Source organism: Actinophytocola glycyrrhizae, assembly GCF_042653545.1.
GTDB classification, from domain to species: Bacteria; Actinomycetota; Actinomycetes; order Mycobacteriales; family Pseudonocardiaceae; genus Actinophytocola; species Actinophytocola glycyrrhizae.
Genome location: NZ_JBHSIS010000009.1, coordinates 277,987 through 300,563, shown reverse-complemented (window position 1 = coordinate 300,563; position 22,577 = coordinate 277,987). Strand labels below are relative to the sequence as shown.

The following is a 22,577-nucleotide window of genomic DNA, read 5'->3' as shown; positions in this document are numbered from 1 at the left end:
GTCCTCACTGGTAGCGCAGCACGAGGTTGCCGAGGTGGTCGACGCGGCCGGTGACCCCGGCGGGGACCACGACCACCGTGGTCGGTACGTCGACGACCGCGGGCCCGAGGAGCTCGTGGCCCGCGCGCAGCCGTGCGTAGTCGTAGACGGGGGTCGGCACGAAGCCGGTCCGCGAGTCGAGGCAGACGGAACGCTCCCCGAGCAGAGCCGCCGCCGGGTCGGTGCCGTCGGCTTCCGGGATCTCCGGCAGCACGACCGGAAAGCCGAGACTCGCCTTGGCCCGCACCCGGTAGGTGATCGCCTGCACGCCTGCCTCGCGGTAACCGGCGCCGCTGCCGTTGATGCGCTCGTACTGCTCCTCGAAGCGCCCGAGGACCTCCTCGCCGGTGCGTTCGGTGAACGTCGCGTCCGGCACGGCCGTCGCCAGCTCGGTGACCTGCATCGAGTACCGCAGGTCGATCTCGCGGTGCAGCGACACGTCGTGGAACTTCACCTTCTGCGCCTCGAGCGCCCGCCGCAGGTCGGCCTCGAGCCGGGCGAAGTGGGCTTCGAGCACGGTGTGGTCGACCGGGAAGGAGGACGGGTCGGAGAGTTCCGCGCTCAGCGCCACGTCCGAGGCCGCCAGCCCGTAGGCCGAGAAGGCCGAGGCCACGGGACCGAGTGGCACGACGACCTCACTCACCCCCAGGTCCTGGCAGTAACCCGCGCAGTGCGCGGGCCCGGCACCGCCGAAGGCGTAGGCGACGAAGTCACGGGGGTCGTAGCCGGCCTGCACGACGGCACGGCGCAGAAGGTCGGCCGCCTGCGCGTTCTGCACCTCGTGGATGGCGATCGCGGCGCCCTCGACGCTCAGCCCGAGCGGCTCGGCCACGTGCTCGCGGATCGCCTCCCGCGCCAGGTCCAACCGCAGCGGCTTGCGGCCACCGAGCAGCCCGCGTTCGCTGAGGATGCCGAGCACCAGGTTGGCGTCGGTGTTCGTTGGCCGCGTGCCACCGTTCCCGTAGCAGGCCGGGCCGGGGACCGCTTCGGCGCTCCGCGGGCCGATCCGCAGGTTGCCCCCCTCGTCCACGGACGCGAGCGCCCCGCCACCCGAGCCGATGGTGTGCACGCGGATCGTCGCCGCGTTGATCGGGAACTGGTTCACGATGGAGCCCGGTGCCATGACCGGTTCGCCGTCGACGATCAGTCCCGCGAGGAACGTCGTGCCGCCGACGTCGGTGGTGATGACGTTGCGGTGTCCCAGCTGTCCGGCCAGGCGCATTCCGCCGATGACGCCGCCGGACAGGACGGACCCGACCGTGGTGATGGCGTGCTCCGGGGCCCGGTCGGCGGTGATGGTGCCGCCCTCGCTCTGCATGACCAGCAGCGGTCCTTTGAGGCCGCCCTCCTCCAGGTGCTTCCGCAGCGGGAGCAGGTAGGTGCGCAACCGCGGCCCCACCTGGGCGTTCATGATCGTCGTGGAGGTCCGCGCGAACTCGCGGATGCGGGGGCTGACCTCGCAGGAGAGGGTGACGTACATGTCCGGGGCGATCTCGTGGATCAGCTCGCGCACACGCCGCTCGTGCGCCCCGTTCTTGAACGACCACAGCAGGCAGACCGCGATCGCCTCGACCCCCTGGCCCACGAGGGACCGTGCGACGCGGCGGACCTCGTCCTCGTCCAGCGGCACCAGGACCTTGCCCGCGTGGTCGATCCGCTCGGTGACCTCCAGCGCCCGGTGCTTGGGGATCAACGGCGCGGGCTTGCGCTGCCGGAGCGTGTCCTGGATTTCGTGCGCCGACCGGCCGAGGGTGCGGCCCTCGGCGTTCATGATGTAGATCGCGTCCCGGTGGCCCTTGGTGGCGATGAGCCCTACGTCGGCCACCTGACCCTGGACCAGGGCGTTGATCGACGCGGTCGTGCCGTGGGCGATGTAGTCGGTCTGCGAGAGCAGGTCACCGACGCCGATACCGAGTTCACCGGCGAGGTCCTCGATCGCGCGCATGACACCGACCTCACGGTTCGGCGGGGTCGTCGGCGTCTTGGCCGACACGATCCGGCCCGCCCCGTCGGAGGCGACCGCGTCGGTGAACGTGCCGCCGACGTCGATGCCCAGTGCGTATGGCATTGCGTTCTCTCCTGGTGATCGTTACCGCTGGTGGGCGGTCACGCGCCCGGTGACTGTGTGCAGGAGTTCGGCCGGATCGGCGTCCGTTCCGCCCATCCAGGCGACGTGCTGGTCCGGGCGTACGAGCAGGAGCTCCGCGGGATAGCGGTCCCGCCGTCCGGGCAGGTCGACCACGGTCAGGGGAATCCCGGTCTCCTGGGCCGCCGAGGTCCACGGCGACACATCGACGCCCGGGGTCGTCCGCAGCAGGGTGAAGCCGGGGCCGAGCACGTCGAGCACCGACCTGCCGTCGTCGAGCCAGACGTGCGGTAGCCGGAACCCGGGCTGCGCGCGTTCCCGGTAGTCGCCCATGGTGATCGCGGCGTGGTCCGCGCCGCGATCACCATGGGCGACCAGGGGCGAGCCCGCGTAGTGGTAGCCGAAGCTGAAGCCGTCGGGTGAGTACCGGGCCGGTTCCGTGCGCGCGAGCCGCTCGGCGAACTCCGCACGAGCCCGCGCGCCGTCCGGGCCCGGCTGGTGGATGGCCGGTGAGACGTCCGCGAAGGAGCTGCGCGCGGCCGAGCCCACCGCGGCCGCGAACTGCTCCCCCACCGGCTTGCGTTCCAGCTCGTACGCGTCCAGCAGCTCCGGTGGCGCCCACCCGTGGTGGACCGCGGCCAGCATCCACGCCAGCGTTGCCGCGTCCTGGATGCCGGCGTTCATGCCGAACCCGCCGACGGGGATCCAGATGTGGGCGGCGTCCCCGGCCAGGAACACCCGCCCCGTGCGGTACCGCTGGGCGACGAGCCTGCGTCCCGTCCAGCGCACCACGCCGAGCACCTCGTGCTCGACGGGTTTCCCCACCGCCTCGGCCAGCAGCTGTTCTGGGTCCTCGGCCCCGGTGTCGTGGTCGGGGGCGAAGGCGACGTGGTTGAGCCACAACGACTCCCCGTCGATGGCGATCAGCGACGCGATCCGGCGGCCGTAGGTCCAGTACGTCCAGGCCCGGTCCCGCGCCGCCAGTCGTCCCAGTTCCGGCGAGCGGACGAGCGTCGAGACGAACCGCTGGATCGCGTCGACCCCCTCGTACCGGATGCCCAGCTGTCGGCGGACGGTGCTGTGGGCGCCGTCGCAGCCGACCACGTAGGCACAGCGCAGGGTGCGGCGCACTCCGGCGGTCTCCACGACCGCATCGACGTGGTCGTCGTGCTGCCGCAGTTCGGCCAACCTGGTGCCGCGTTCGAGGGTCAGGCCGGGAAGCTCGCGCGCGTACCGCTCCAGAATGGGTTCGAGGAACAGCTGGGAGATCCGGTGCTGCGGCTCCGGGGTGGGCCACCCCTCCTTGCCGGTACCGGCCAGCACGTCCTGGGCCGACGGCAGGTCGATGCGGAAGATCTCCGCACCCGTCATGGTCGTCCGGTAGTGGATCGAGGTCGGGTAGTCCTCGGGCAGCCCGGCTCGCCGGATCTCGTCGGCCAGGCCGAGCCGCCGGAAGATCTCCATCGACCGCGCGGACGTGGTGTTGCACCGGGGGTTGACGCTCCGCTCCTCGGTCGCCTCCACGACGTGACACGCCACGCCGCGCCGGGCCAGGTCGATGGCGAGGGTCAGCCCGGCGGGACCGGCGCCGACGACCAGAACGTCGGCTCGACTGCTGGTTTGCTCGGTCATGCGTTCAGGAACTCCTCCACCAGACTGCAGAACTGCTCGGACCGGTCGACGTGGATCCAGTGCCCGGCGCCCGCCACCACAGCCAGGCGGCCGTGCGGCAGTGCGTCGGCGAGACGCTGGGAGACCGCCACCGGCGAGACCCGGTCGCACTCCCCGTGCAGGGCGAGGACCGGGTTGACGATCGTCGTGAGATCGACGGGCGGGATGTCGTCGGCGGCGAACATCGACCGGAACGCTCGCTCGGCCCCGGGCCGCTGCGCCTGCCGCAGCCGAACACCGGCGAGTTCGTCGAGGAGTTCACCGTGGACATCCTCGTCGCCGACGAGCCGACCCAGGGTGGCGCGCATGGACTGATCGGTCGGGTCGTCGTAGAAGGGCACCGCGGGCGGGAGCGGGCCGGTGCCCGCTCCTCCCATGACGACCGCGCGGTCGACCCGGTCGGGCGCGACGGACAGAAGGGCCAGCGCCGCGGCGCCACCCGCGGCGGAGTTGCCGACGAGGTGCACGCGTTCGAGGTCGTGCCGGTCGAGGAGGTCCAGGACCTGCCGCGCCCGGGCCAGCGCCCAGGCCCGCGGCCCGGTGAGCCCGTCCGTACCGGCGATCCGCGTGCCGAACCCGAGCAGATCCGGGGCCAGGCAGGTGAACGTCGCCGACAACCGTGGCCGCACGCTCGCCCAGTTGCTCGCGGCGTCGACGCCCGGCCCGCCTCCGTGCAGCAGCACGACGGTGGACTGGGCGACATCGTCCGACGTGGCCGACACCGATAGCCTCCTCAGTGGATCGTACGTCGGGTGGGCGGTTCACGGCATCCCGCGGCCGCGTGCGGCACCGAACACCGTGCGGTCCACATCGAACAGAGCGGGACTCATGCCTCCGCCACCGCACGTTCGACCGTTCGGGGCTGGGCCGGAGCACTCCGGGGCGCACGTCCGAACCGGCTGAGGAGGATGGTCGCGATGGCACCGATCACGCACGGGATCGCGAACACCCGGAACATCGAGCCCGGGGCCCAGCCCACCTCCAGCAGGAAACCGGCCAGCAACGGCGCCAAAACGGCACCGAGCCTGCTCACGGCGACGGCCATGCCAAGGGCCGTCGCCCGGGCCTGCGCCGGGTAGAGGCTCGGCACGATGACGTTGATGCCGGAGATCGTGCCGTTGAGGAACAGCCCGACGAGCACGGCCACGACCAGCGCGGTGGCCAGCGTGCCGAGCGACACCGAGAAGAGGACGAGCACGAGCGCGCCGAGGCCGAAGTACGCCACGGTCAGCCGCCGCGGCCCGACCCGGGAAGCCAGCAGTCCCAGCAGGACCGCGCCCGTGACGCCACCGAGGCTGAACAGGACACCACCGCTGATGCCCTGCTGGTTGGACATCCCCGCCTTCAGCAGCAAGCTGGGCGTCCACGAGCTCGCGAAGTAGAACGTCAGCTGCGCCGAGGTGAACGCCACCCACACCAGCACCGTCCGGACGGCGTTGCTCCCGCGGAAGAGCGCGTCGAGCGCCACCTTGCGCGACGCGGCGGGCGACGGTGCCGCCGGCAGGTCCTCGACACGGGACCGGCCCATCGAGGCGAGGGTTCGGTTGAGACGGTCCAGTGCCTGGCGTGGCCTGCGGGCGACGAGGTAGTCCATCGACTCGGGCAGGTAGCGCAGTCCGGCCGCGAGGAGGATCGCGGTGGCGACGCCGCCGAACACGAACACCGATCGCCACCCGAACGAGCCCAGCAGAAGGCTCGACGTGATCCCGGCGATGACCGCGCCAAGGCCATAACCCGTCGTGATCAGCGCGACGACCAGTCCCCTGCGCCGGTTGTTCGCGAACTCGGAGGTGAGCACCGGCAGGCTGGCAGCCATCGCCCCCACTGCCGCGCCCGTCACCACCCGGCACGCGACGAGCTGGCCGAGATCCTGGGTGGCGGCCGCGGCGAACATGCCCAGCGAGGCCAGGGCGAGACAGCCGAGCGTGAGCGGGCGGCGCCCGATGCGGTCGGCGAGCGGAGCCAGGAAGAGCGCGCCGATGGCCATGCCTGCCAACCCGGCACTGAGCAGGACGCCCACGGCCGACGAGGACAGGCTCCACTCGCGAGTGATCGTCGGCCCGACGAACGACGTGACCAGAAGGTCGAATCCGTCGACCAGGTTGATGACCAGGCACAGGGCGACGGCCCTGATCTGGGCACGGCTCATGGGTGAGTTCTTGACCTGTTCGAGGACGTTCAAGGGAAACCTCGCTTCGTTGCGGCGGTCGGTCAGGCCCCCTGGAGAGAGCGGGACAAGGGCTCTCCACAATCCTGTATGTAACGCTCACTCTACAACTTCGCGAATGCGTTGGCTACACCCGATCGCGACCGCGATGCCCGGGCTGCTCCACTTCAGACAGTTATCACGTGGCGACCCACGCGGGATCCCGCAGCCGCTACCTCGTCGCGGAGTCGGCGCGGTGGCGCAGGATTCCTTCCACGCCCTGGAGGAACGTGTCACAGACCTCCGCCGGGTCGGACAGGCAACCCGAGGCCATCGCGCCGTCCCGCAGCATCACGAAGTGCCGGCCAGCGAGCTCCGGCGGCGTCTCGCCGACCTGCGCGAGCACGTCCGTGACGGTGCTCAGGAACCACTCACGGTGGGCGAGGACGGTCTGGTGCACGGGATGCGCGGGGTCCGGGTACTCCGCGACGGCGTTGAGGAAGGCGCAACCGCGGAAGTGAGCCGACTGGATGCTCTCCGCGATCGACCTGGCGATGGCGCGCAGGGTGTCGGCGGCGGGGAGGTCGCTCGCGAGCGCCTTGCCGACCCCTTCGCGCTCCATGTGGGCAATGCCCTGCAGGTACGCGACGACGAGGTCGTCCTTGCTGGGGAAGTGCCGGTACAGCGTGGCGCGGGTGACCTTCCCCTCCGCCACGATCCGGTCGATCCCCACGGAGTGCAGGCCCTCCGCGTAGAAGAGCCGCGTGGCCGTGGCGAGCAGCCGCGAGCGCGCTTCGGAGACCTGACCACGAGCACTCTGCACCATCTGACCGAGTATAGCAGACAGAACGGTCAGTCTCCCCGTCAGGCCGTCGGTGTGGCGAAGGGGTTGGCGTCGGCGTGGTGGTGTCCCCACTCGTCCGAGCGCCCGAAGTCGTGCGGGACCCAGTCGTCGCCGACCTCGATGCCGCCGCAGCCGATCTCCAGATGGAACCCGCTCGGGTTCCGGACGTAGAAGGAGATCGCCTTGTCGTTCATGTGCCGCCCGAGGCTGATCGAGATCGGCACGTCGTTGGCCTTGGCCCGGTCGTACGCTCGCCCGACGTCGTCGATCGAGCCGTGTTCGAACTCGAGGTGGTGGATCGACGGGGTGTCCGCGTTCGTGAGCGCGATGCTGTGGTGGGTCCGGTTGCAGCGGAAGAAGAACAGTCCGGGGGCGCGGTAGTCGGTCAGCTTGAACTCGAGGACCGACTCGTAGAGCTCGCGCAGTTCCTCGACCTTGGGGCCGGCCAGCACGAAGTGGCCTAGGCCGGTGACACCGGGCCCGCCTGCCGGACGTTCGGCGGCGAGGCGCACCTTGGCTTCACCGACCGCCAGCTCCACCCGGTAACCGACGGGGTCGGTGAACCAGCGCAGGTGGGTGGCGCCGCGCAGCTCCTTCTCGTCCGCGGAACCGTCCGCGACGGCGAAACCGGCGGCCGCCAGGCGCTGGGTCAGCCGATCCAGCTCCGGTGGCGAGTCGACGATCCACCCCAGTTCGCGTGGACTGTCCTCAGTAGACGGGTAGAGCGCGACGCGGTACTTGAACTCGTCGAGTTCGGCCAGCGCGACCTCCTCCGTGCCGGACTTGACGCGGGTGACGCCGACACCCAGCGTGCGCCCGAGCAGATCGGTCCACGCGGCGACGTCGGTGACGTCGAGACCGACGTAACCCAGCTTCCTGATCCCCACGGTTGTCATCCCTCCGCCGCGGCGGCGGCCCCGCCCCGCAGGAACTCGCGAACGATGTGGTTGAACTCGGCCGCGCGCTCGTACTGCACCCAGTGCCTGCAGTGCGGCAGCACACGCAGCTCCGCGTCCGGGATCCCCGCGAGGATCTTCGGCGCCCAGGACAGGGGAACGGTCTGGTCCTCCCGGCCCCACACGAGCAGCGTCGGCGCGCCGATGCGGCCGAGGTCGGGAGTCAGGTCGCCGAAGTTCGGGGGGATCGGCAGTTCGGGGTGGACCCGGAGGCTCGACTCGTAGCGCTCGTCGACGAGCTCCTCGGTCGCCAGGGACTCGTCGAAGACCATGAGCCGCACGAACTCGGCCATGGCCGCACGCGACGGCTTCTCCGCGGCCATGTAGCCGAAGAGGCGTTCGAGCCCCACGGGCCACGGCGGTGCGTCCGGCGGCAGGACACCACCCGGCGCCATGAGCACGAGCCGGTCCACCCGATCCGGGTGACGCATCGCGATCCGCATGGCGACGGCACCCCCGTAGGAGTTGCCGACCAGGTGGGCCCGCCCGATCCCGAGCGCCGTCATCGCGCGGCACACGCGGTCGGCGGCGTGGAAGATCAGCGGCTCGTCCGTTTCTGGCCGCGGGGACTGTCCCCAGCCCGGCAGGTCCACGACGATGTTCCGGTAGTCCGTGAAGGCGGACAGGTTCCCGCCGAAGTTGCTCATCCCCGTGGCGCCCGGTCCCGAGCCGTGCAGCCACACGACCGGGCTGCCCGAACCGGCTTCGGTGTAGGCCAGCCGCGCGTTTCCGACATCCACTGTGCTCGTCACCGCACCGTCCCGTCCTGCTGTATGTAACGTTCACTATACAGAGGACGGCAACGTTATCAAGGGCCCACTGGCGGGGCCGCCGTCAGCGCTTGCGCTTCGCCCCGCTGCCCCGGTTTTCCGCCAGGCCGCGGATCAGGGCGACGAACGGGGCGACCTGCGAGCTGTAGCTCACGTCGTCGAAGCTGTTGGCCACCGAAAGACCGTCGGTCATGGCGCGCCCGAGGACGGCCAGCCGCTGGACGAGGGCTTCGTTGTTCTTGCCGCCGTTCGGCGCGAAGATCGGGGTGAGCGCGTCCACCCAGGACGCGTGGGCGTAGTCGCGGATGCGACGCACGGTCGCCTGGACCGCTTCGGCGTCCTTCTGCGGACCGATGCTGATGGCGACGAGGAGCTGGAGGTAGTCCGGCCGCCGGTCGAGGGAGTCGCAGGCGGCCGAGAACCACGCCTCGAGGCGGTCGACCGGCGCCAGGCGGCCGAACGAGGACGGGTTGGGGAACAAGGCGTGCAGCTCGTCGAAGGTGCGTTCGAGGAGCGCAGCCAGGACACCGAGCTTGTTCCCGAAGTGGTAGTAGATCGAGCTGGCCGGAAGGCCGGACTGCGCGCACAGGTCCGAGATGGCCATGCCGTCGTAACCTTTTTCGCCGATGAGGACCCGAGCGGCGTTCAAGATGTTCTCCTGACTGCTCAAGCCCGCAGTGGCCGACGCGGAATCCCTCACCATGCGGTCATGATAGGTCCGCCTCGGCACCACTCCCCGACCGGGCGCGGCCGGGCTGGTGATCCACATCAGCCCGGCCGGCGGCGTCAGGCGACGGTCGCGTCGACGGTCACCGGAATGTTGCCGCGGGTCGCGTTGGAGTACGGGCAGACCGCGTGCGCGGCCTCGACGAGCCCGTCCGCGACCACCTGGTCCACACCGGACAGTTCGACGTGCAGAGCGGCACCGAGGGTGAACCCACCTTCCGGGGTCGGGGCCACCCCCACCTCCGCGACCACCGCCGAATCGGTGACCTGGATCTTCTGTTGCGCCGCAACGGCCTTGAGCGCCGAGTGGAAGCACGAGGCCCAGCCCGCCGCGAACAGCTGCTCCGGGTTCGTCGCGCCGCCGGGGCCACCCATCTCCTTCGGGATCGCCAGGGTGATGTCGAGCAGGCCGTCGTCGGTCCGCGCCTGCCCTCCCGCCCTGCCGTCGCCGGTGGAGGTGGCGATGCCGAGGTACAGGGGTTCGCTCATGACGAGTGGTTCCTTTCTCCGTCGCGCGACAGGCGCGATACCGAACGTTCTACCTGCACCATCATGCGACGACCGCCGGCACTAGTCAAGACCGAACGTTCTATCTCACTCTGTCGGCCCCGGAGCCCTTCTGCGGGGACTGGACCACACCGTCACCGCCGAGCGCCCTGCTCCCGCAGTGTCCGCGACAGCCCCAGCGCCGCGGTGCGCACCGCCGGGGCGAGGTGCGCGGGCCGGAACTGTTCGCGCGGGACCGCCACCGACAGGGCCGCGACGACCTCGGCCCCGGAGAACACCGGCGCCGCGATGCAGCTGACGCCCAGCACCGCTTCCTGTTCCTCGTAGGCGAGCCCGGCCACGTGGGTCTGTTCCAGCGCGGTCCGCAGGCGGAGCGGGTCGGTGATCGAGAAGTAGGTCAGCCGGGGCAGCGGATCCGCGAGGATCGCGTCGGTCAACCCGGGCCCGGAGAACGCGAGCAACGCCTTGCCGATCGCCGTGCACGTGAGCGGCAGCCTGCCCCCGATCCGGGACGGCAGCGGGACGGCGTCGTGGCCGTGGATGCGTTCCACGTACATCACGTGGCGGTCGTCCCGGATTCCGAAGTGGACGGTCTGACGGGTGCTCTCGAACAGGTCCTGGAGGAAAGGCAGCGCCACCTCGCGGAGGTCGTGCCTGCGCGGCACGAGCGACCCCAGCTCGAACAACGCGCCGCCCAGCCGGTACCGCTCCCCCTCGCGTTCCAGCAGGCCGAGCCGGACGAGGTCGCCGACGACGCGGAACGCCGTGGTCTTGGTCAGCCCCGCCCGGGCCGCGAGTTCCGTGAGACGGAACGACCCACCGTCCGGACGGTAGACGTCCAGGACCGCCACCGCCTTGTCCAGCATGTTGCCGGTCCGACTGTTCCGTGTCACGGGACGAACTTTGGCACAGCGCGGTCCCTCGGCCTATACCTGGACCGTCCCGATCCTGGAGGTCGCCGATGAACGAGGCCGTCCCCAAGGCCGCGGCGGTGCTCGCTGCCGCGGCCGACACCGTCACGCCGTGTCCACCGGTCCGCGACCTGTTCGCCGACGGTGACGTCGACGCGGCCTACGAGGTGCAGCGGCTCAACGTCGAGCGCGTCCTCGCGGCCGGGCACCGCCTCGTCGGGCGCAAGATCGGCCTGACCTCGCCGGCGGTGCAGCGTCAGCTGGGCGTCGACCAGCCCGACTTCGGGGCGTTGTTCTCCCACATGGCCCTCGACGACGGCGGAACGGTGCCGACGGGCACGCTGCTGCAACCCAAGGTGGAGGCGGAGATCGCGCTGATCCTCGGCGCCGGCCTGACGAGTCCTGACTGCACGACCGCCGACGTGCGCGCGGCGACGGCGTTCCTCGCCCCTGCCCTGGAGATCGTGGACAGCCGGATCTCCGGCTGGGACATCACCATCGTCGACACGGTGGCCGACAACGCCTCCTCCGGCCTGTTCGTGCTCGCTGACACTCGCGTGACCGTCGACGACGTCGAACCGGCCGAGGTCGGTATGCGGCTCCGCCGGGGCACCGAACTCGTCTCGGCGGGTAGCGGGCGCGACTGCCTGGGTGACCCGCTCAACGCGGCGGCCTGGCTCGCCTCGACACTGGTGCGGCGCGGGGAGTCGCTGCGCGCAGGCGACATCGTCCTCACCGGCGCCCTGGGCCCGATGGTCCCTGCCGAACCCGGCGACGTCTTCACCGCCACGATCTCGGGCCTCGGTCCGGTCCGGATCAGCTTCGCCCTGGGAGGGAACGCCTCATGAGCGACCGCACGAAGGTGGCGATCATCGGCTCGGGCAACATCGGCACGGACCTCATGGTCAAGGTGTCGCGGCTGTCGGAGCACCTCGACATCGCCGCCATGGCCGGGATCGACCCCGCTTCCGACGGGCTGGCCCGGGCCCGGCGCCTCAAGGTCGCCACGACCCACGACGGCGTCGACGGCCTCGTCCGGCTCGACGAGTTCGCGGAGGTCCAGTACGTCTTCGACGCGACCTCGGCAGGCGCGCACCGCCGCCACGACGACGTCCTGCGCGCCCTGGGCCGCACCGTCGTCGACCTCACGCCCGCGGCACTCGGGCCCTACGTCGTGCCGCCGGTCAACCTCGGCGAACACCTCGACGCCCCCAACGTCAACATGGTCACCTGCGGCGGGCAGGCCACCATCCCCATCGTGGCCGCGGTGGGCGCGGTGACGCCGGTGCACTACGGCGAGATCATCGCGTCGATCTCATCGCGGTCCGCGGGGCCGGGCACGCGGGCCAACATCGACGAGTTCACCGAGACCACCGCGTCGGCGATCGAGCAGGTCGGGGGCGCCGCACGGGGTAAGGCGATCATCGTCCTCAACCCCGCCGAGCCCCCGCTGATCATGCGCGACACCGTCCACTGTCTGGTGTCCGATGTGGACATCGCAGCCGTCACCGCGTCGGTCGAGGAGATGGTTGAGCGGGTGCGGGCCTACGTGCCCGGCTACCGGCTGAAGCAGAAGATCCAGTTCGACACCGTCACCGCCGACGACCCCCTGCACCGACTGGTCCCGGAGGACGCGCCCGGCGACGCGGTCAAGGTGTCGGTGTTCCTCGAGGTCGAGGGCGCCGCGCACTACCTGCCCGCCTACGCGGGCAACCTCGACATCATGACGTCCGCGGCTCTGCGGACCGCCGAAAGCATCGCCACGCACCGGCAGGAGACCAGCCGATGAGCGACCTGTACGTCCAGGACGTGACCCTGCGGGACGGCATGCACGCCATCCGGCACCGCTACACCGTCGAACAGGCCCGGACGATCGCGGGAGCACTGGACGCGGCGGGCGTGGCCGCCATCGAGATCGCGCACGGGGACGGGTTGTCCGGCTCCAGCATCAACTACGGCGTCGGCGCGCACACCGACTGGGAGTGGATCGAGGCGGTCTGCGACGTCACTCGCCAGGCCATCCCGACCACGCTGCTGCTGCCCGGCATCGGCACGCTGCACGACCTGCGGCAAGCACACCGCCTCGGCGTCCGCTCGGTGCGGATCGCCACCCACTGCACCGAAGCCGACATCTCGGCCCAGCACATCGGCGCCGCCCGCGAACTGGGCATGGACGTCGCCGGGTTCCTGATGATGTCCCACATGGCCGAACCGGCCGAACTGGCCCGGCAGGCCACGCTCATGGAGTCCTACGGCGCCCGCTGCGTCTACGTCACCGACTCCGGCGGCCGCCTCACCATGGACGAGGTGCGCGACCGCGTCCGCGCCTACCGGGACGTCCTGGCACCGCAGACACAGGTCGGCATCCACGCCCATCACAACCTGGGGCTCGGCGTCGCCAACAGCGTGGTCGCGGTCGAGCACGGCGTGGTCCGGGTCGACGCGTCCCTGGCAGGCCAGGGCGCCGGAGCAGGCAACTGCCCGATCGAGGCATTCGTCGCCGTCGCCGACCTGATGGGCTGGGACCACGGCTGCGACCTGTTCCGGCTGATGGACGCCGCCGACGACCTGGTGCGGCCGCTGCAGGACCGCGAGGTCCGGGTCGACCGCGAAACCCTGACCCTCGGCTACGCGGGCGTCTATTCCAGCTTCCTCCGCCACGCCGAGGCCGCCGCGGCGTGCTACGGCCTGGACACCCGCGCGGTCCTCGTCGAGGCCGGCCGCCGTGGCATGGTCGGCGGGCAGGAGGACATGATCATCGACATCGCGCTCGACCTCGCCGCGAACTGAACGGTCAGGCCTCCGCGATCCCCGCGGCGCGGAGCCAGATCACCCGGCACGTCTCGGCCGCCTTGTCGAGTTCCTCGAGCGAGACCGCCGACGCGTGGTAGAAGGTCCGCTCGATCATCCAGCACAACGCGCGCGCGAGCGCTGGTGCGCCGTCGGGCCCTTCGTGGGACGCGACGCCGGCCCGCACGAGGATCACCGTGATCGCGTCGATGAAGATCTCGGCGGTCTCCGTCCACAACGTACCCAGCGCGGGGATGGCCGAGGACTGGTCGATCGCGACGCGCATGACCAGGCCGTGCTCACGCCAGCGGTCGCGGGTGCGCGTCATGGCCGTCGCGATCGCGTCCCGTGGCGCGGCGGGGTCGTCAGCCGCCGCGCGGGACTTCTCACGCAGTGCCTCGACGGTCCTGGCGAAGAGGGCGACGAGCGCCTCCTACTTGGAGCTGAAGTAGAAGTACACCGATGCCCGGGAGAGCCCCGCGCGTTCGGCGATGTCGCCGGTCGTGAGCGAGTCGAAGCTCCTGACCGCCAACAGGTCCCCGAGAACCTCGAGGATCCTGAGCTCACGCAGGTCCCCTTTGGACGGCGCGGCGGACCGCCTGCGACCCGCCCTGACCGGATCAGGCATTCCTGTCCGTCCCGATCTGGTGCCCGTCCGGGAAGTCCGTGGACCGCGCCAGGCCTTCCCACGCCTCGATGTCCGCGGCCACGGCGCCCCGGCCGTTCCCGACGAGCCGCAACGCGTCCGAGCCGAGCACGAGGTGCACCGGCGGCTTGTCGGCCTCGATCACCTCGAGCACGGCCTGCGCGGCCTTGGCGGGATCGCCCAGCTGGTTGCCGCTCGCGGCGCGCCGCGAGGCGCGGATCGGCTCGAACAGCTCGTCGTAGTCCGGGATCGACCGGTCACTCCGCACCATCGAGCGGCCCGCCCAGTCCGTCCGGAACGAACCGGGTTCGATGGTGGTCACCCGCACCCCGAAACCCGCGACCTCCTTGGACAGGGCTTCGAGCATGCCCTCGACCGCGTACTTGCTGGCGCAGTAGTAGTACGCCAGCCCGGGCACGGTCATCAGCCCGCCCATCGAACCGACGGCGAAGATGTGCCCCGAGCGCCGCTGCCGCATCTCCGGCAGTACCGCGTGGACGGTGGCCGCCACGCCGAACACGTTGGCGTCGAACTGCGCGCGCAGTTCGGCCATCGAGGACTCCTCGAAGACGCCCTCGTGCCCGTAGCCCGCGTTCGCGATCAGCACGTCGATCGGTCCGACGCTGCGCTGGACCTCGCCGACCACGTCGAAGACCGCGTCGTCGTCGGTCACGTCGAGCTGCCGCGCGTGGGCACGTCCTGGCGCGAGCGCCTCGAACCCCGCCACGTCGTCGCCCCTGCGCACGGTGCCGACGACGGTGTGACCCGCTGCCAACGCCCCCTGCACGAAGCACGCCCGAGCCCACTGCTCAAACGGGTCTGCCCAGGGTTTGGTTGACACCTCATCTGTTGAGGCTTCGGCCTCGGTTGAGAGGATGTCATCGTGCCCGAGCCCTACCCCCGTGAGTTCCGTGATGACGTGGTTGCTGGCGCCCGTCGTGGTGAGACACCGTTGAGGCAGGTCGCGAAGGATTTCGGGATCTCTGAGTCGTGTCTGGTCAACTGGCTGCGTGCCGCCGACGTCGAGGGCGGTGCTCGGCCTGGCGTGACCCGGGAGGAGTCCGCTGAGTTGCGCGAGTTGCGTAAGCGTAACCGTCTGCTGGAGCAGGAGAACGAGGTCCTGCGTAAGGCGGCCGCGTATCTGGCGCAGGGCAATCTGCCGGGAAATAGCCTTCCCGCTCGTCCGTGAGCTGGCCGCGGCCGACGCCCCGATCAGGGTGACGGTCGCGGTGATGTGCAGGGTGCTGGGTATCTCCCGGCAGGCTTACTACCAGTGGTGTGCAGTCCCGGTCTCGCAGCGGGACTGGGACGACGCCCATCTGATCAACGCCGCGCTCGAGGTCCATGCCGACGACCCGGCCGATGGGTACCGGTTCATCGCCGACGAACTCTCCCGCCGCGGGTTCACCGCGTCGGAGAACCGGGTGTGGCGGATCTGCTCGATGCAGCAGATCTTCTCGCTGCACGCCCGCAAGAAAGGCCGCTACCGCACGGCGGGGCCGCCGGTGCACGACGACCTGGCCTCTACCTCGACAACCCCGCCTGAAGCCAAAACAACCCCCGAAGAACTTCAAGTTCTGACCACTAAGTGGTCAGAATCGGAAGTCCTTCGTGGGTATCGGCGGATCCAGGTTTTCGCTGGGCGTGCGGCAGGAAGGTCCTCGTACTGGTTGTACTCGGGCCTTTCGGCCGTGCGTCCAGCGGGAAGCTGGGCCGTCGAGACCCCGAAGGACTTCCGATTCTGACCACTAAGCCTCCCGCGCAGGCCGAGTCACCTCACCGATCCTGACGGGCACCCCCTTTGACCTGTCGATCCCCCGACCGGTGCTCGACGAGCAGTCAGCGGAGGTCCAGTACGACCTTGCCGGTGACACCGTCTTCCACTGCTTCGTGTGCGGCTGCCACGTCGTCGAGGCCGAAGGAGTGCACGGGTAGCGGTGAGAGCAGGTTCTGTTCCAGGGCTGAGGTGATCTCGGTGGCCGCGCGCAGGAGTGCGTCCCTCGGCTCGGTGAGGAACAACGCGAACCTCAGCACGAGGTTCGGCCACATCAGGCGGAACACCGGCAGCGTGGGGTCCACCGGCTGCGCCGCGTAGGTCACGATCGTCGCGCCCGGGGCGGCGACGGCCAGGTCCAGTTCGAGGTTGTCGGTCAGCGCGACCTCGATGACGCGGTCGACGGGGCCGGCTGCGTCGAGGATCTGGTGCACGGCGTCGGCGTCGCGGTAGTTCACGACGAGGTCCGCGCCGGCGGCGTGGGCGAGCGCTGCCTTCTCCGATCCGCTGACGGTGGTCACGATGCGCGCGCCGGCGATCTTGCCGAGTTCGATCGCGTAGTGGCCGACGGCGCCCGCGCCGGCCGCGACGAGCACCGTGCTGTCCTTCGGCGAGCCGTCGGCGTGCAGGCACCAGTGCGCGGTCATCGCCGGGATGCCCAGACCGGCACCCAGTTCGTCGGACGCACCTTCTGGTAGCCGGACCGCCTGTTCGGACGGCACCACGGTCCACTCGGCGGCGGTGCCCCACGGCGTGCCGGAACCGGCCATCCAGATCCACACGCGTTCGCCGAGCCGGCTCGTGTCGACGCCCGCGCCGACCGCGTCGACCACACCCGTGCCATCCTGGTGCGGGATGCGGCCGTGGTGCTCGCCAACGGGTCCGAAGTCCTCAGGTGATGAGTTCGTCCGCATCCACATGTCGCCGGGGTTGATCGCGGAGAGCGTGACGCGGACACGCACCTCGCCGGGGCCGGGTTCCGGCCGTGCGACGTCGAGCAGCTGCAGCACGGTTTTCGCAGGGCCGGTGGCGGAAAAGAAGGCTGCCTTCATTGCTTCGTGTTCTCCAACGTGGCTGGTGTGGTGGCCGAACCTGCTGACCAGGAACTAGAGAGCGGCGATGATGCCGCGCATGACCGACTCCAGGTCGCACTCGCCCTCCGGTGTCTGCACGCCGTGTTCCAGGGCGCGCGTCATGAGCTGCGGGGGCAGGGGCCCGCTCACCAGCTCGGCCCACGCGTCGTGCTCCGCCTTCAGACCGTCGTAACCCGTCGAGGTACTCACGAACTGCTGTAACCGCTGATGATCGCCCCTGAGCCGCTGCGACATCGGCTGCATCGGCTGCATCGACGTGCGCTTGCATCCGGCATCGATCCGCGCAGAGACAGCTCGCCCTTCGCCCGCTGATCACGCCGCGCGAACCCCACCGAACATCGATGCGGCGAAGTCCTCGACCACCGGCCGAACCTGAGCCATCGCCTCCGGAGTCGCCTGACGCAAGAAGATCGCGCGCGACATCCACCCGCGCACCCGTACCCAAGAAAGCACCAAGAGGGACTGTTCCAAGATCATGGGATAGACCCGTCTGCCCTTATCCGCGGCCCCGAAAGGGCCGACTTGATGACGATAGGAAAGTCTGAACACAGCGTGCCGAAACCGCCTTCTTCGGTGTGGACGGATCCTGTCGAGTACAAGCCGTTCCGCCGCGCTGTCCGCGCTGTTCGGCCTGGTCTCGGTGAGCATGGCGCTGGACGTCCGCCCGGGTGACGGCATCGGGGGTGCCATCGCAGGGACACTGATGTTCGCAAGGTTCGCGACAGCGGTGGTGTTGCACTGCCTGCCGCGCTCCAACGCCTGGTCCGGGCGGTCCGCGGCACCCGTTAGATCATCTGCTGGAGGCCGATCACCGACAGCAGCCGCAGCGCCTCGTGGGCCGGGGTGCCTGGCTCCGCGGTGAACAGCACGACCTGCTGGTCGCGGTCGGGCACCAGCAGGATGTCGCAGGTCAGACTGATCGGGCCGATCTGCGGGTGGTCGACCGTCTTGACCAGGTGACGCTGGTCGGAGACCTCGGGGCTCGGCCACAGCGCGGCGAACTCGGCGCTGCCGTCACGCAGCTCGCGGATGAGTTCCTGCGTGCCCTGGTCGCCCGGGTAGCGCGCGGCGGCCGCGCGCAGGTGCCCGACCGCGAACCGCCCGAAGTCGCCGCCGCCCGAGAGGCCGTAGTGCCGGCGGGCCGCGTCGGGGTGCAGGAAGTACCGGCGGATCATGTTGCGTTCTCGGCGCGGCCGCGCCGAGAAGTCCTCCAGCAGCGCCGCAGCGAGCGGGTTCCACGCGAGGACGTCGTACTTCGCGTCGAGCACTATCGCCGCGGTGTCCGGCAGCCGCTCGATCATGTCGAGGATCCGGTCCGACACGTCGGGCGATGGCCCCGGCGGGTCGGCCTGCTGACCGCCGAGGGTGTACAGGTGGGCCCGTTCCGCGTCGTTGAGGCGCAGCGCCCGGCCGATCGCGGCCAGCACATGCCGTGACGGGTGCGGCCCCCGCGCCTGTTCGAGACGGATGTAGTACTGCGTCGAGATGTGCGCCAGCAGGGCCACCTCCTCGCGGCGCAGGCCCGGCGTACGGCGCGGCCCGTGCGCGGGCAGGCCCACGGTCGCCGGGGTCAGCCGCTCGCGGTGCAGCCGCAGGAAGCGGCCGAGTTCGTGCTTGTCCACCCTTCGAGCATGACCCGGATGGGCCGGCCCTGCCAGGTACCGCCAGGGCCTGTCACGGGGTGCCCGCGCCGCCGCACGGTGGAGACATGACCGAGAACGGAATGCTGACCGGCAAGATCGCACTGGTGACGGGGGCGAGTCGTGGCATCGGCGCCGCGGCCGCCCGCCTGTTCACCCAGGAGGGTGCGACGGTGGTGCTCGCCGCCCGCACCGAGAGCGCACTGAAGACACTCGCCGAGGACCTGCCCGGCGCCTCGTACGTGGTCGCCGACCTCGGCGACGTGGCGAGCGTCGAGCACGCGGTGGCCACCGTCGTCGAACGCCACGGTCGGCTCGACATCGCGTTCAACAACGGCGCCGTCGGGGTGCCGCCGCACCCCGTCGCCGACTTCCCGGAGGACGACTTCGACCTCGTCATGCGGGTCAACCTCAAGGGCGTGTTCTACGCCGTGTCCGCCGAGGTGAAGGCCATGACCAGGACCGGAGGCGGGGCGATCGTCAACACCAGCAGTGTGGGCAGCCTGATCGGCAACCCGGCGCTGCCCGCGTACGGGGCGGCCAAGCGGGCCGTCAACAGCCTCACCGAGTCGGCGGCCGTGACCTACGGCCCGGCAGGCATCCGCGTCAACGCGATCGCGCCCGGCCTGACGATGACCGAGATGGTCGAGGAATGGAACCGGCACGACCCCGGTGTGGTCGACCGGATCGTCGCCGGTACACCGCTGGGCCGGGCCGCCGCGCCGGAGGAGATCGCCGAGTCGGCCGCCTGGCTGCTGAGCGACCGGGCCTCGTTCGTGACGGGCGCGGTGCTGCCGGTCACCGGGGGCGCCGGCGTCTGACCGTGTGTCTCACTGTCGCCGTGACGGGTGATCACTGGCGCGATCAGTTCGACGAGTCTCCCGGCTACCTCGACTTCGCACGCGTCGGGCCGCCGTCGCGGGCCGTGGTCGAGGTGAGCGCGGGCCTGCGCGGCACGCTTGCTCGCGCCGGTCCATCCACAGTGGACGAGTTGATGACCTGGGAGGGTCGCGCGAAGGCGGCGGTGGCCCGGCTGTCCGGTGCCACCGCCGACCGGGTGGTGCTGCCCACCACGAGCCACGGCCTGTTCCAGACCGCGTTCGCCGTCCCGTCCGGCGAGGTGCTGGTGTCGGCCGCGGAGTTCCCGGCCAACACCTACCCGTGCGCGCGGGCCGAACAGGCGGGCAGACTCGCCCTGCGCCGGCTGCCGCGCGGCCCGGTCATCCCGGAGGTGGTGGCGGCCGCGCTGACCGCGAAGACGAGCGTGGTCGCGGTCAGCGCCGTCGACTTCCGCACCGGCTACCGCGCCGACCTCGCCGCACTGCGCGACGTGGTCGGCGACCGGCTACTGGTGGTAGACGCATCCAGGGGTTCGGGGTCGTCGACGAGCCGTGGTCGGTCACCGACGTGCTGGTGTGCGGCGGGCAGAAGTGGCTGCGGGCCGGGTGGGGCACCGGCTTCGCGGCGCTGTCCCACCGTGCGCTGGCCCCGCGTGGACCCGCTGATCTCGGGGTGGACCGGCGCCAGCGACCTCGGCGTGTTCGACGACGAGATCCACGAAGGAAAGCTGTATCTGTGCGCGGTCAAGGACGTCTGATCCAACCGGATCGTCGCATACTCCATCGATTCTCAGATGAAGTCCCGCCTCGCTTTCACCGCGCTCACCAACGCCGTCGCCAGGCGTGACGACGTCGCCCTGCTGGGTGGTGCACGACGACCAGTTGCCCCTGCGGTAAGGGGTCAGCCGGCGAGGTGCTCGGTGAAGAACGGGGCGATCTCGGCGATGGCCTTGTTCATGTACTCGGGGACGTCGTACAGGTCCATGTGCGCGCTGCCCTGGACGAGGAACAGCTTCTTGTTGCTGCGGGCCCGGCTGTACAGCTCGGTGGAGTACCACAGCGTGCTCGCCTCGCTGCCCGCGACGATCAAGAGTGGCTGGGTGAGCAGGTCCTCGACCAGGTGGAACGCGTCGAACCCGGCGATCTTCGAGGCGCTGCGGGCGAAGACGAACGTGTTCTGCGCGTTGGGGTGCTGGGCGCGCTCGGTGAGGTAGTACTCGTGGGCGTCGCGCAGGTCGCGGATGGTGATCTCGTCGGCCTCGGTCGGCACGTACGGGGCCAAGAACGTCTCGGCGCCCTGCGCCTCGGCCGTACGCTGCTTGGCGGCCTGCTCCAGGGTCGCCACGAAGGCCGAGTCGGGATCGAGGCCGAACCAGCCCCGGCGGAAGCTGGAACCGGTGTTGAACATGCTGACCGTGGTGAGCGCCTTGATGCGGTGGTCGGTCATGGTGGCGTTCACCGCGTAGCCGCCGCCGGCGCACATGCCCAGGGCGCCGATGCGCTCTGCGTCGACATGGTCCAGGGACTGCAGGTAGTCGACGGCGGCGCGGACGTCCTCGACGCGGGCGTAGGGGTCCTCCAGGAAGCGCGGCTCGCCGCCGCTCTCACCCTGGTACGAGGCGTCGAAGGCCAGAGCTATGAAGCCCCGCTCGGCCAGCCTGCTCGCGTACAGGCCGGCGGCCTGCTCCTTGACGGCGCCGCCGGGGTGGGCGACCGCGATCGCCGGGTAGCTGCCGTTCTCGTCAAAGCCTTCCGGCAGGTAGACGTCGCCCGCCAGCATCCGGCGGTCGTCGGTGGGGAAGGTGACGTGCTGCATTATCTGCTCCATTGCTGGGTGTGAATGGTGGTGGCGAGGACGCCCGCCGAGTGTGGGCTGTCTCGGTCTTCGGCTCGCTGGTATCCAGGGAACACCGGGTCCCGCGGTCGAGACAGGGCCTGCCGAGAGGGGTAGTCGCAGTGACCCTTTAGGTGTCCGGTGTGCCTCTACCCTTGATGGCATGGACGAGAAGAAGGATGCGGCGCGCGCGGCGGTCCGCGAATTCCTCAGCACGCGCCGTGAGCGGGTCTCGCCGGCCGACGCCGGTCTGCCGGCGACCGGGACCCGGCGGCGCGTGAAGGGCCTGCGGCGGGAGGAGGTGGCGCTGCTGGCGGGGGTCAGCCCGGAGTATTACATCCGCCTCGAGCGCGGCCAGGCCACCAGCCCCTCAGCGGGCGTCGTGGAGTCCATCGCCGCGGTGCTGCGGCTCGACGACGACGAACGTGCACACCTGGGCCGGTTGCTCGCCGCCCTCACCCCCGAGGCCCGCAAGCGCCGCAGGGCACCGGGCAAGGACTCGGGCAAGGACTCGGGCAAGGACACCGTCAGCCCCGGGATCCGGGTGCTGCTGGACTCGATACGGCATCTGCCGGCCATAGTGGCCAACAGCCGCCTCGACATCCTCGCCGCCAACGACCTCGGACGCGCCTTCTACGCGCCGATGCTCGACACCGACGGCCCGGTGAACTCAGCGCGCTTCGTGTTCCTGGAGGAGCACGCGGCCCGGCGTCTGTTTCCCGAGTGGGAACGGATCGCCGACGACGCCGTGGCCATGCTGCGCATCGAATCCGGCCGACACCCCGACGACCCGGCGCTGGTCGCCCTCATCGGTCAGCTGTCCACCCGCAGCCAGGCGTTCCGCACCCGCTGGGCCGCCCACGACGTCAAAGCGCACAGGGCAGGTACCAAGGTCTTCCGGCAGCCCCTGATCGGAGAGGTCACCCTGCCTTTCGAGAATCTCACCGTCGACGCGGCCGAGGACCAGGTCCTGACCGTCCTCACCCCGCAGCCGGGCTCACCGGAACACGATGCGATCCAGCTGCTGGCCAGCTGGAACGCTCACTCCCCGAACCCCGCGGAAGCCGAGAGTTCCTCGAATACCTGAGCAGCGCTGCCAGACGTCTGGGTTGCCGTCGCCAGCCACCCCCGTCTCCGAGAGGTTACTCGCCTGCCGCCTTCGGTCCGTATCGGTCGAGGTCGTCGATAACACGACCACGGTGAATCCACTGTTGGCAGCGTCCACGAGCGGTCGCCGGATGTCGTGGTGCAACAGGTACAGGTACCCGGACCGGGCGTGGTAGAGCGGGTCGCGGAGCAAGACG

The 22,577-nt window shown here is 70.4% G+C and carries 22 protein-coding genes and 4 pseudogenes; 8 read left to right on the top strand and 18 right to left on the bottom strand.

The genetic code is table 11. The features are described from left to right. Positions 1 to 4: 4 nt before the first annotated feature. The 10 genes from ACFPCV_RS21220 to ACFPCV_RS21175 form a co-directional block, all read right to left on the bottom strand. Positions 5 to 2,107: a hydantoinase/oxoprolinase family protein gene (locus tag ACFPCV_RS21220; protein ID WP_378057998.1), complete on the bottom strand. Its 2,103-nt coding sequence runs from the start codon at positions 2,105 to 2,107 to the stop codon at positions 5 to 7. Positions 2,108 to 2,128: 21 nt separating this feature from the next. Beyond that, the gene (locus tag ACFPCV_RS21215) at positions 2,129 to 3,757 is read right to left on the bottom strand and encodes an FAD-dependent monooxygenase (RefSeq protein WP_378057997.1); all 1,629 of its coding nucleotides are present in this window, start codon (positions 3,755 to 3,757) and stop codon (positions 2,129 to 2,131) included. Continuing rightward, the gene (locus ACFPCV_RS21210; RefSeq protein ID WP_378057996.1) at positions 3,754 to 4,518 is read right to left on the bottom strand and encodes an alpha/beta fold hydrolase; all 765 of its coding nucleotides are present in this window, start codon (positions 4,516 to 4,518) and stop codon (positions 3,754 to 3,756) included. Before ACFPCV_RS21210 ends, ACFPCV_RS21215 begins: the two co-directional genes overlap by 4 nt. Before the next feature lie 104 nt (positions 4,519 to 4,622). Beyond that, positions 4,623 to 5,945 carry an MFS transporter gene (locus tag ACFPCV_RS21205; RefSeq protein ID WP_378057995.1) on the bottom strand — a complete coding sequence of 441 codons (1,323 nt, stop codon included), beginning with the start codon at positions 5,943 to 5,945 and terminating at the stop codon, positions 4,623 to 4,625. A gap of 229 nt (positions 5,946 to 6,174) precedes the next feature. Continuing rightward, positions 6,175 to 6,768 (bottom strand): TetR/AcrR family transcriptional regulator, encoded by a 594-nt coding sequence (locus ACFPCV_RS21200; RefSeq protein ID WP_378057994.1) that lies wholly within the window; start codon positions 6,766 to 6,768, stop codon positions 6,175 to 6,177. Positions 6,769 to 6,806: 38 nt separating this feature from the next. Next, the gene (locus ACFPCV_RS21195; protein ID WP_378057993.1) at positions 6,807 to 7,673 is read right to left on the bottom strand and encodes a VOC family protein; all 867 of its coding nucleotides are present in this window, start codon (positions 7,671 to 7,673) and stop codon (positions 6,807 to 6,809) included. A gap of 5 nt (positions 7,674 to 7,678) precedes the next feature. Then, the gene (locus ACFPCV_RS21190; protein WP_378057992.1) at positions 7,679 to 8,482 is read right to left on the bottom strand and encodes an alpha/beta fold hydrolase; all 804 of its coding nucleotides are present in this window, start codon (positions 8,480 to 8,482) and stop codon (positions 7,679 to 7,681) included. Between the two features lie 94 nt (positions 8,483 to 8,576). After that, on the bottom strand, positions 8,577 to 9,161 hold the full coding sequence (locus ACFPCV_RS21185; protein ID WP_378057991.1) for a TetR/AcrR family transcriptional regulator: 585 nt from the start codon (positions 9,159 to 9,161) through the stop codon (positions 8,577 to 8,579). Between the two features lie 137 nt (positions 9,162 to 9,298). Continuing rightward, positions 9,299 to 9,727: an organic hydroperoxide resistance protein gene (locus ACFPCV_RS21180; protein WP_378057990.1), complete on the bottom strand. Its 429-nt coding sequence runs from the start codon at positions 9,725 to 9,727 to the stop codon at positions 9,299 to 9,301. A gap of 152 nt (positions 9,728 to 9,879) precedes the next feature. Continuing rightward, positions 9,880 to 10,638, bottom strand: a complete 759-nt coding sequence (locus ACFPCV_RS21175; RefSeq protein WP_378057989.1) for an IclR family transcriptional regulator — start codon at positions 10,636 to 10,638, stop codon at positions 9,880 to 9,882. Between the two features lie 68 nt (positions 10,639 to 10,706). On the opposite strand from ACFPCV_RS21175, the gene ACFPCV_RS21170 reads away from it, so the two are divergent. The 3 genes from ACFPCV_RS21170 to dmpG are packed head-to-tail and all read left to right on the top strand — an operon-like array spanning position 10,707 to position 13,446. Then, on the top strand, positions 10,707 to 11,504 hold the full coding sequence (locus ACFPCV_RS21170) for a 2-keto-4-pentenoate hydratase (RefSeq protein WP_378057988.1): 798 nt from the start codon (positions 10,707 to 10,709) through the stop codon (positions 11,502 to 11,504). Beyond that, positions 11,501 to 12,445 carry an acetaldehyde dehydrogenase (acetylating) gene (locus ACFPCV_RS21165; protein WP_378057987.1) on the top strand — a complete coding sequence of 315 codons (945 nt, stop codon included), beginning with the start codon at positions 11,501 to 11,503 and terminating at the stop codon, positions 12,443 to 12,445. The genes ACFPCV_RS21170 and ACFPCV_RS21165 overlap by 4 nt, the downstream gene beginning before the upstream one ends. Next, positions 12,442 to 13,446, top strand: coding sequence for a 4-hydroxy-2-oxovalerate aldolase (gene dmpG / locus ACFPCV_RS21160; RefSeq protein ID WP_378057986.1), 1,005 nt, complete (start codon positions 12,442 to 12,444; stop codon positions 13,444 to 13,446). The genes ACFPCV_RS21165 and dmpG overlap by 4 nt, the downstream gene beginning before the upstream one ends. A gap of 4 nt (positions 13,447 to 13,450) precedes the next feature. Here the strand turns inward: dmpG and ACFPCV_RS21155 are convergent, their stop codons facing one another. The 3 genes from ACFPCV_RS21155 to ACFPCV_RS21145 all read right to left on the bottom strand — a co-directional run bounded on the left by ACFPCV_RS21155 (position 13,451) and on the right by ACFPCV_RS21145 (position 14,867). Continuing rightward, entirely contained in the window at positions 13,451 to 13,774 is a 324-nt protein-coding gene (locus tag ACFPCV_RS21155; protein ID WP_378057985.1) for a hypothetical protein, read from the bottom strand. Positions 13,775 to 13,879: 105 nt separating this feature from the next. Then, positions 13,880 to 14,074 (bottom strand): helix-turn-helix domain-containing protein, encoded by a 195-nt coding sequence (locus ACFPCV_RS21150; protein WP_378057984.1) that lies wholly within the window; start codon positions 14,072 to 14,074, stop codon positions 13,880 to 13,882. Further along, positions 14,067 to 14,867, bottom strand: a complete 801-nt coding sequence (locus ACFPCV_RS21145) for an oxidoreductase (RefSeq protein WP_465251568.1) — start codon at positions 14,865 to 14,867, stop codon at positions 14,067 to 14,069. Before ACFPCV_RS21145 ends, ACFPCV_RS21150 begins: the two co-directional genes overlap by 8 nt. A gap of 108 nt (positions 14,868 to 14,975) precedes the next feature. Here ACFPCV_RS21145 and ACFPCV_RS21140 point away from each other — a divergent pair. Continuing rightward, positions 14,976 to 15,612: pseudogene (locus tag ACFPCV_RS21140) on the top strand (transposase); the annotation flags it as partial. 319 nt (positions 15,613 to 15,931) lie between these two features. On the opposite strand, the gene ACFPCV_RS21135 reads toward ACFPCV_RS21140, so the two are convergent. The 4 genes and pseudogenes from ACFPCV_RS21135 to ACFPCV_RS21125 all read right to left on the bottom strand — a co-directional run bounded on the left by ACFPCV_RS21135 (position 15,932) and on the right by ACFPCV_RS21125 (position 18,582). Then, positions 15,932 to 16,918, bottom strand: a complete 987-nt coding sequence (locus tag ACFPCV_RS21135; protein WP_378057983.1) for an NADPH:quinone reductase — start codon at positions 16,916 to 16,918, stop codon at positions 15,932 to 15,934. 54 nt (positions 16,919 to 16,972) lie between these two features. Continuing rightward, the gene (locus tag ACFPCV_RS21130; protein WP_378057982.1) at positions 16,973 to 17,149 is read right to left on the bottom strand and encodes a hypothetical protein; all 177 of its coding nucleotides are present in this window, start codon (positions 17,147 to 17,149) and stop codon (positions 16,973 to 16,975) included. Beyond that, positions 17,135 to 17,341: pseudogene (locus ACFPCV_RS39020) on the bottom strand (transposase); the annotation flags it as partial. The gene ACFPCV_RS21130 and the pseudogene ACFPCV_RS39020, both read right to left, overlap by 15 nt. 404 nt (positions 17,342 to 17,745) lie before the next feature. Continuing rightward, complete coding sequence (locus ACFPCV_RS21125) at positions 17,746 to 18,582, bottom strand: helix-turn-helix transcriptional regulator (RefSeq protein WP_378057981.1); 837 nt, start codon at positions 18,580 to 18,582, stop codon at positions 17,746 to 17,748. A gap of 86 nt (positions 18,583 to 18,668) precedes the next feature. Here ACFPCV_RS21125 and ACFPCV_RS21120 point away from each other — a divergent pair, with 86 nt between their 5' ends. From ACFPCV_RS21120 to ACFPCV_RS21110, 3 genes and pseudogenes are all read left to right on the top strand, one after another. Next, on the top strand, positions 18,669 to 19,421 hold the full coding sequence (locus tag ACFPCV_RS21120; RefSeq protein WP_378057980.1) for an SDR family NAD(P)-dependent oxidoreductase: 753 nt from the start codon (positions 18,669 to 18,671) through the stop codon (positions 19,419 to 19,421). A gap of 173 nt (positions 19,422 to 19,594) precedes the next feature. Further along, a pseudogene (locus ACFPCV_RS21115) lies at positions 19,595 to 19,966 on the top strand (aminotransferase class V-fold PLP-dependent enzyme); the annotation flags it as partial. A gap of 192 nt (positions 19,967 to 20,158) precedes the next feature. Continuing rightward, positions 20,159 to 20,302: pseudogene (locus ACFPCV_RS21110) on the top strand (IS3 family transposase); the annotation flags it as partial. Between the two features lie 38 nt (positions 20,303 to 20,340). On the opposite strand, the gene ACFPCV_RS21105 reads toward ACFPCV_RS21110, so the two are convergent. After that, positions 20,341 to 21,255 carry an alpha/beta hydrolase gene (locus ACFPCV_RS21105; RefSeq protein ID WP_378057979.1) on the bottom strand — a complete coding sequence of 305 codons (915 nt, stop codon included), beginning with the start codon at positions 21,253 to 21,255 and terminating at the stop codon, positions 20,341 to 20,343. A gap of 181 nt (positions 21,256 to 21,436) precedes the next feature. Between ACFPCV_RS21105 and ACFPCV_RS21100 the strand changes: the two genes are divergently transcribed. Continuing rightward, entirely contained in the window at positions 21,437 to 22,360 is a 924-nt protein-coding gene (locus ACFPCV_RS21100; protein ID WP_378057978.1) for a helix-turn-helix transcriptional regulator, read from the top strand. The last annotated feature ends 217 nt before the right edge of the window (positions 22,361 to 22,577 follow it).

Excerpts from the sequence above, each read along its gene's own strand:
- ACFPCV_RS21100 (WP_378057978.1), top strand. The coding sequence starts at position 21,437 with ATGGACGAGAAGAAGGATGCGGCGCGCGCGGCGGTCCGCGAATTCCTC.
- ACFPCV_RS21150 (WP_378057984.1), bottom strand. The coding sequence starts at position 14,074 with ATGCCTGATCCGGTCAGGGCGGGTCGCAGGCGGTCCGCCGCGCCGTCC.
- ACFPCV_RS21120 (WP_378057980.1), top strand. The coding sequence starts at position 18,669 with ATGACCGAGAACGGAATGCTGACCGGCAAGATCGCACTGGTGACGGGG.
- ACFPCV_RS21205 (WP_378057995.1), bottom strand. The coding sequence starts at position 5,945 with ATGAGCCGTGCCCAGATCAGGGCCGTCGCCCTGTGCCTGGTCATCAAC.
- ACFPCV_RS21165 (WP_378057987.1), top strand. The coding sequence starts at position 11,501 with ATGAGCGACCGCACGAAGGTGGCGATCATCGGCTCGGGCAACATCGGC.
- ACFPCV_RS21135 (WP_378057983.1), bottom strand. The coding sequence starts at position 16,918 with ATGAAGGCAGCCTTCTTTTCCGCCACCGGCCCTGCGAAAACCGTGCTG.
- ACFPCV_RS21220 (WP_378057998.1), bottom strand. The coding sequence starts at position 2,107 with ATGCCATACGCACTGGGCATCGACGTCGGCGGCACGTTCACCGACGCG.
- ACFPCV_RS21105 (WP_378057979.1), bottom strand. The coding sequence starts at position 21,255 with ATGCAGCACGTCACCTTCCCCACCGACGACCGCCGGATGCTGGCGGGC.
- ACFPCV_RS21215 (WP_378057997.1), bottom strand. The coding sequence starts at position 3,757 with ATGACCGAGCAAACCAGCAGTCGAGCCGACGTTCTGGTCGTCGGCGCC.
- ACFPCV_RS21170 (WP_378057988.1), top strand. The coding sequence starts at position 10,707 with ATGAACGAGGCCGTCCCCAAGGCCGCGGCGGTGCTCGCTGCCGCGGCC.
- ACFPCV_RS21200 (WP_378057994.1), bottom strand. The coding sequence starts at position 6,768 with ATGGTGCAGAGTGCTCGTGGTCAGGTCTCCGAAGCGCGCTCGCGGCTG.
- dmpG (WP_378057986.1), top strand. The coding sequence starts at position 12,442 with ATGAGCGACCTGTACGTCCAGGACGTGACCCTGCGGGACGGCATGCAC.
- ACFPCV_RS21180 (WP_378057990.1), bottom strand. The coding sequence starts at position 9,727 with ATGAGCGAACCCCTGTACCTCGGCATCGCCACCTCCACCGGCGACGGC.
- ACFPCV_RS21155 (WP_378057985.1), bottom strand. The coding sequence starts at position 13,774 with ATGACGCGCACCCGCGACCGCTGGCGTGAGCACGGCCTGGTCATGCGC.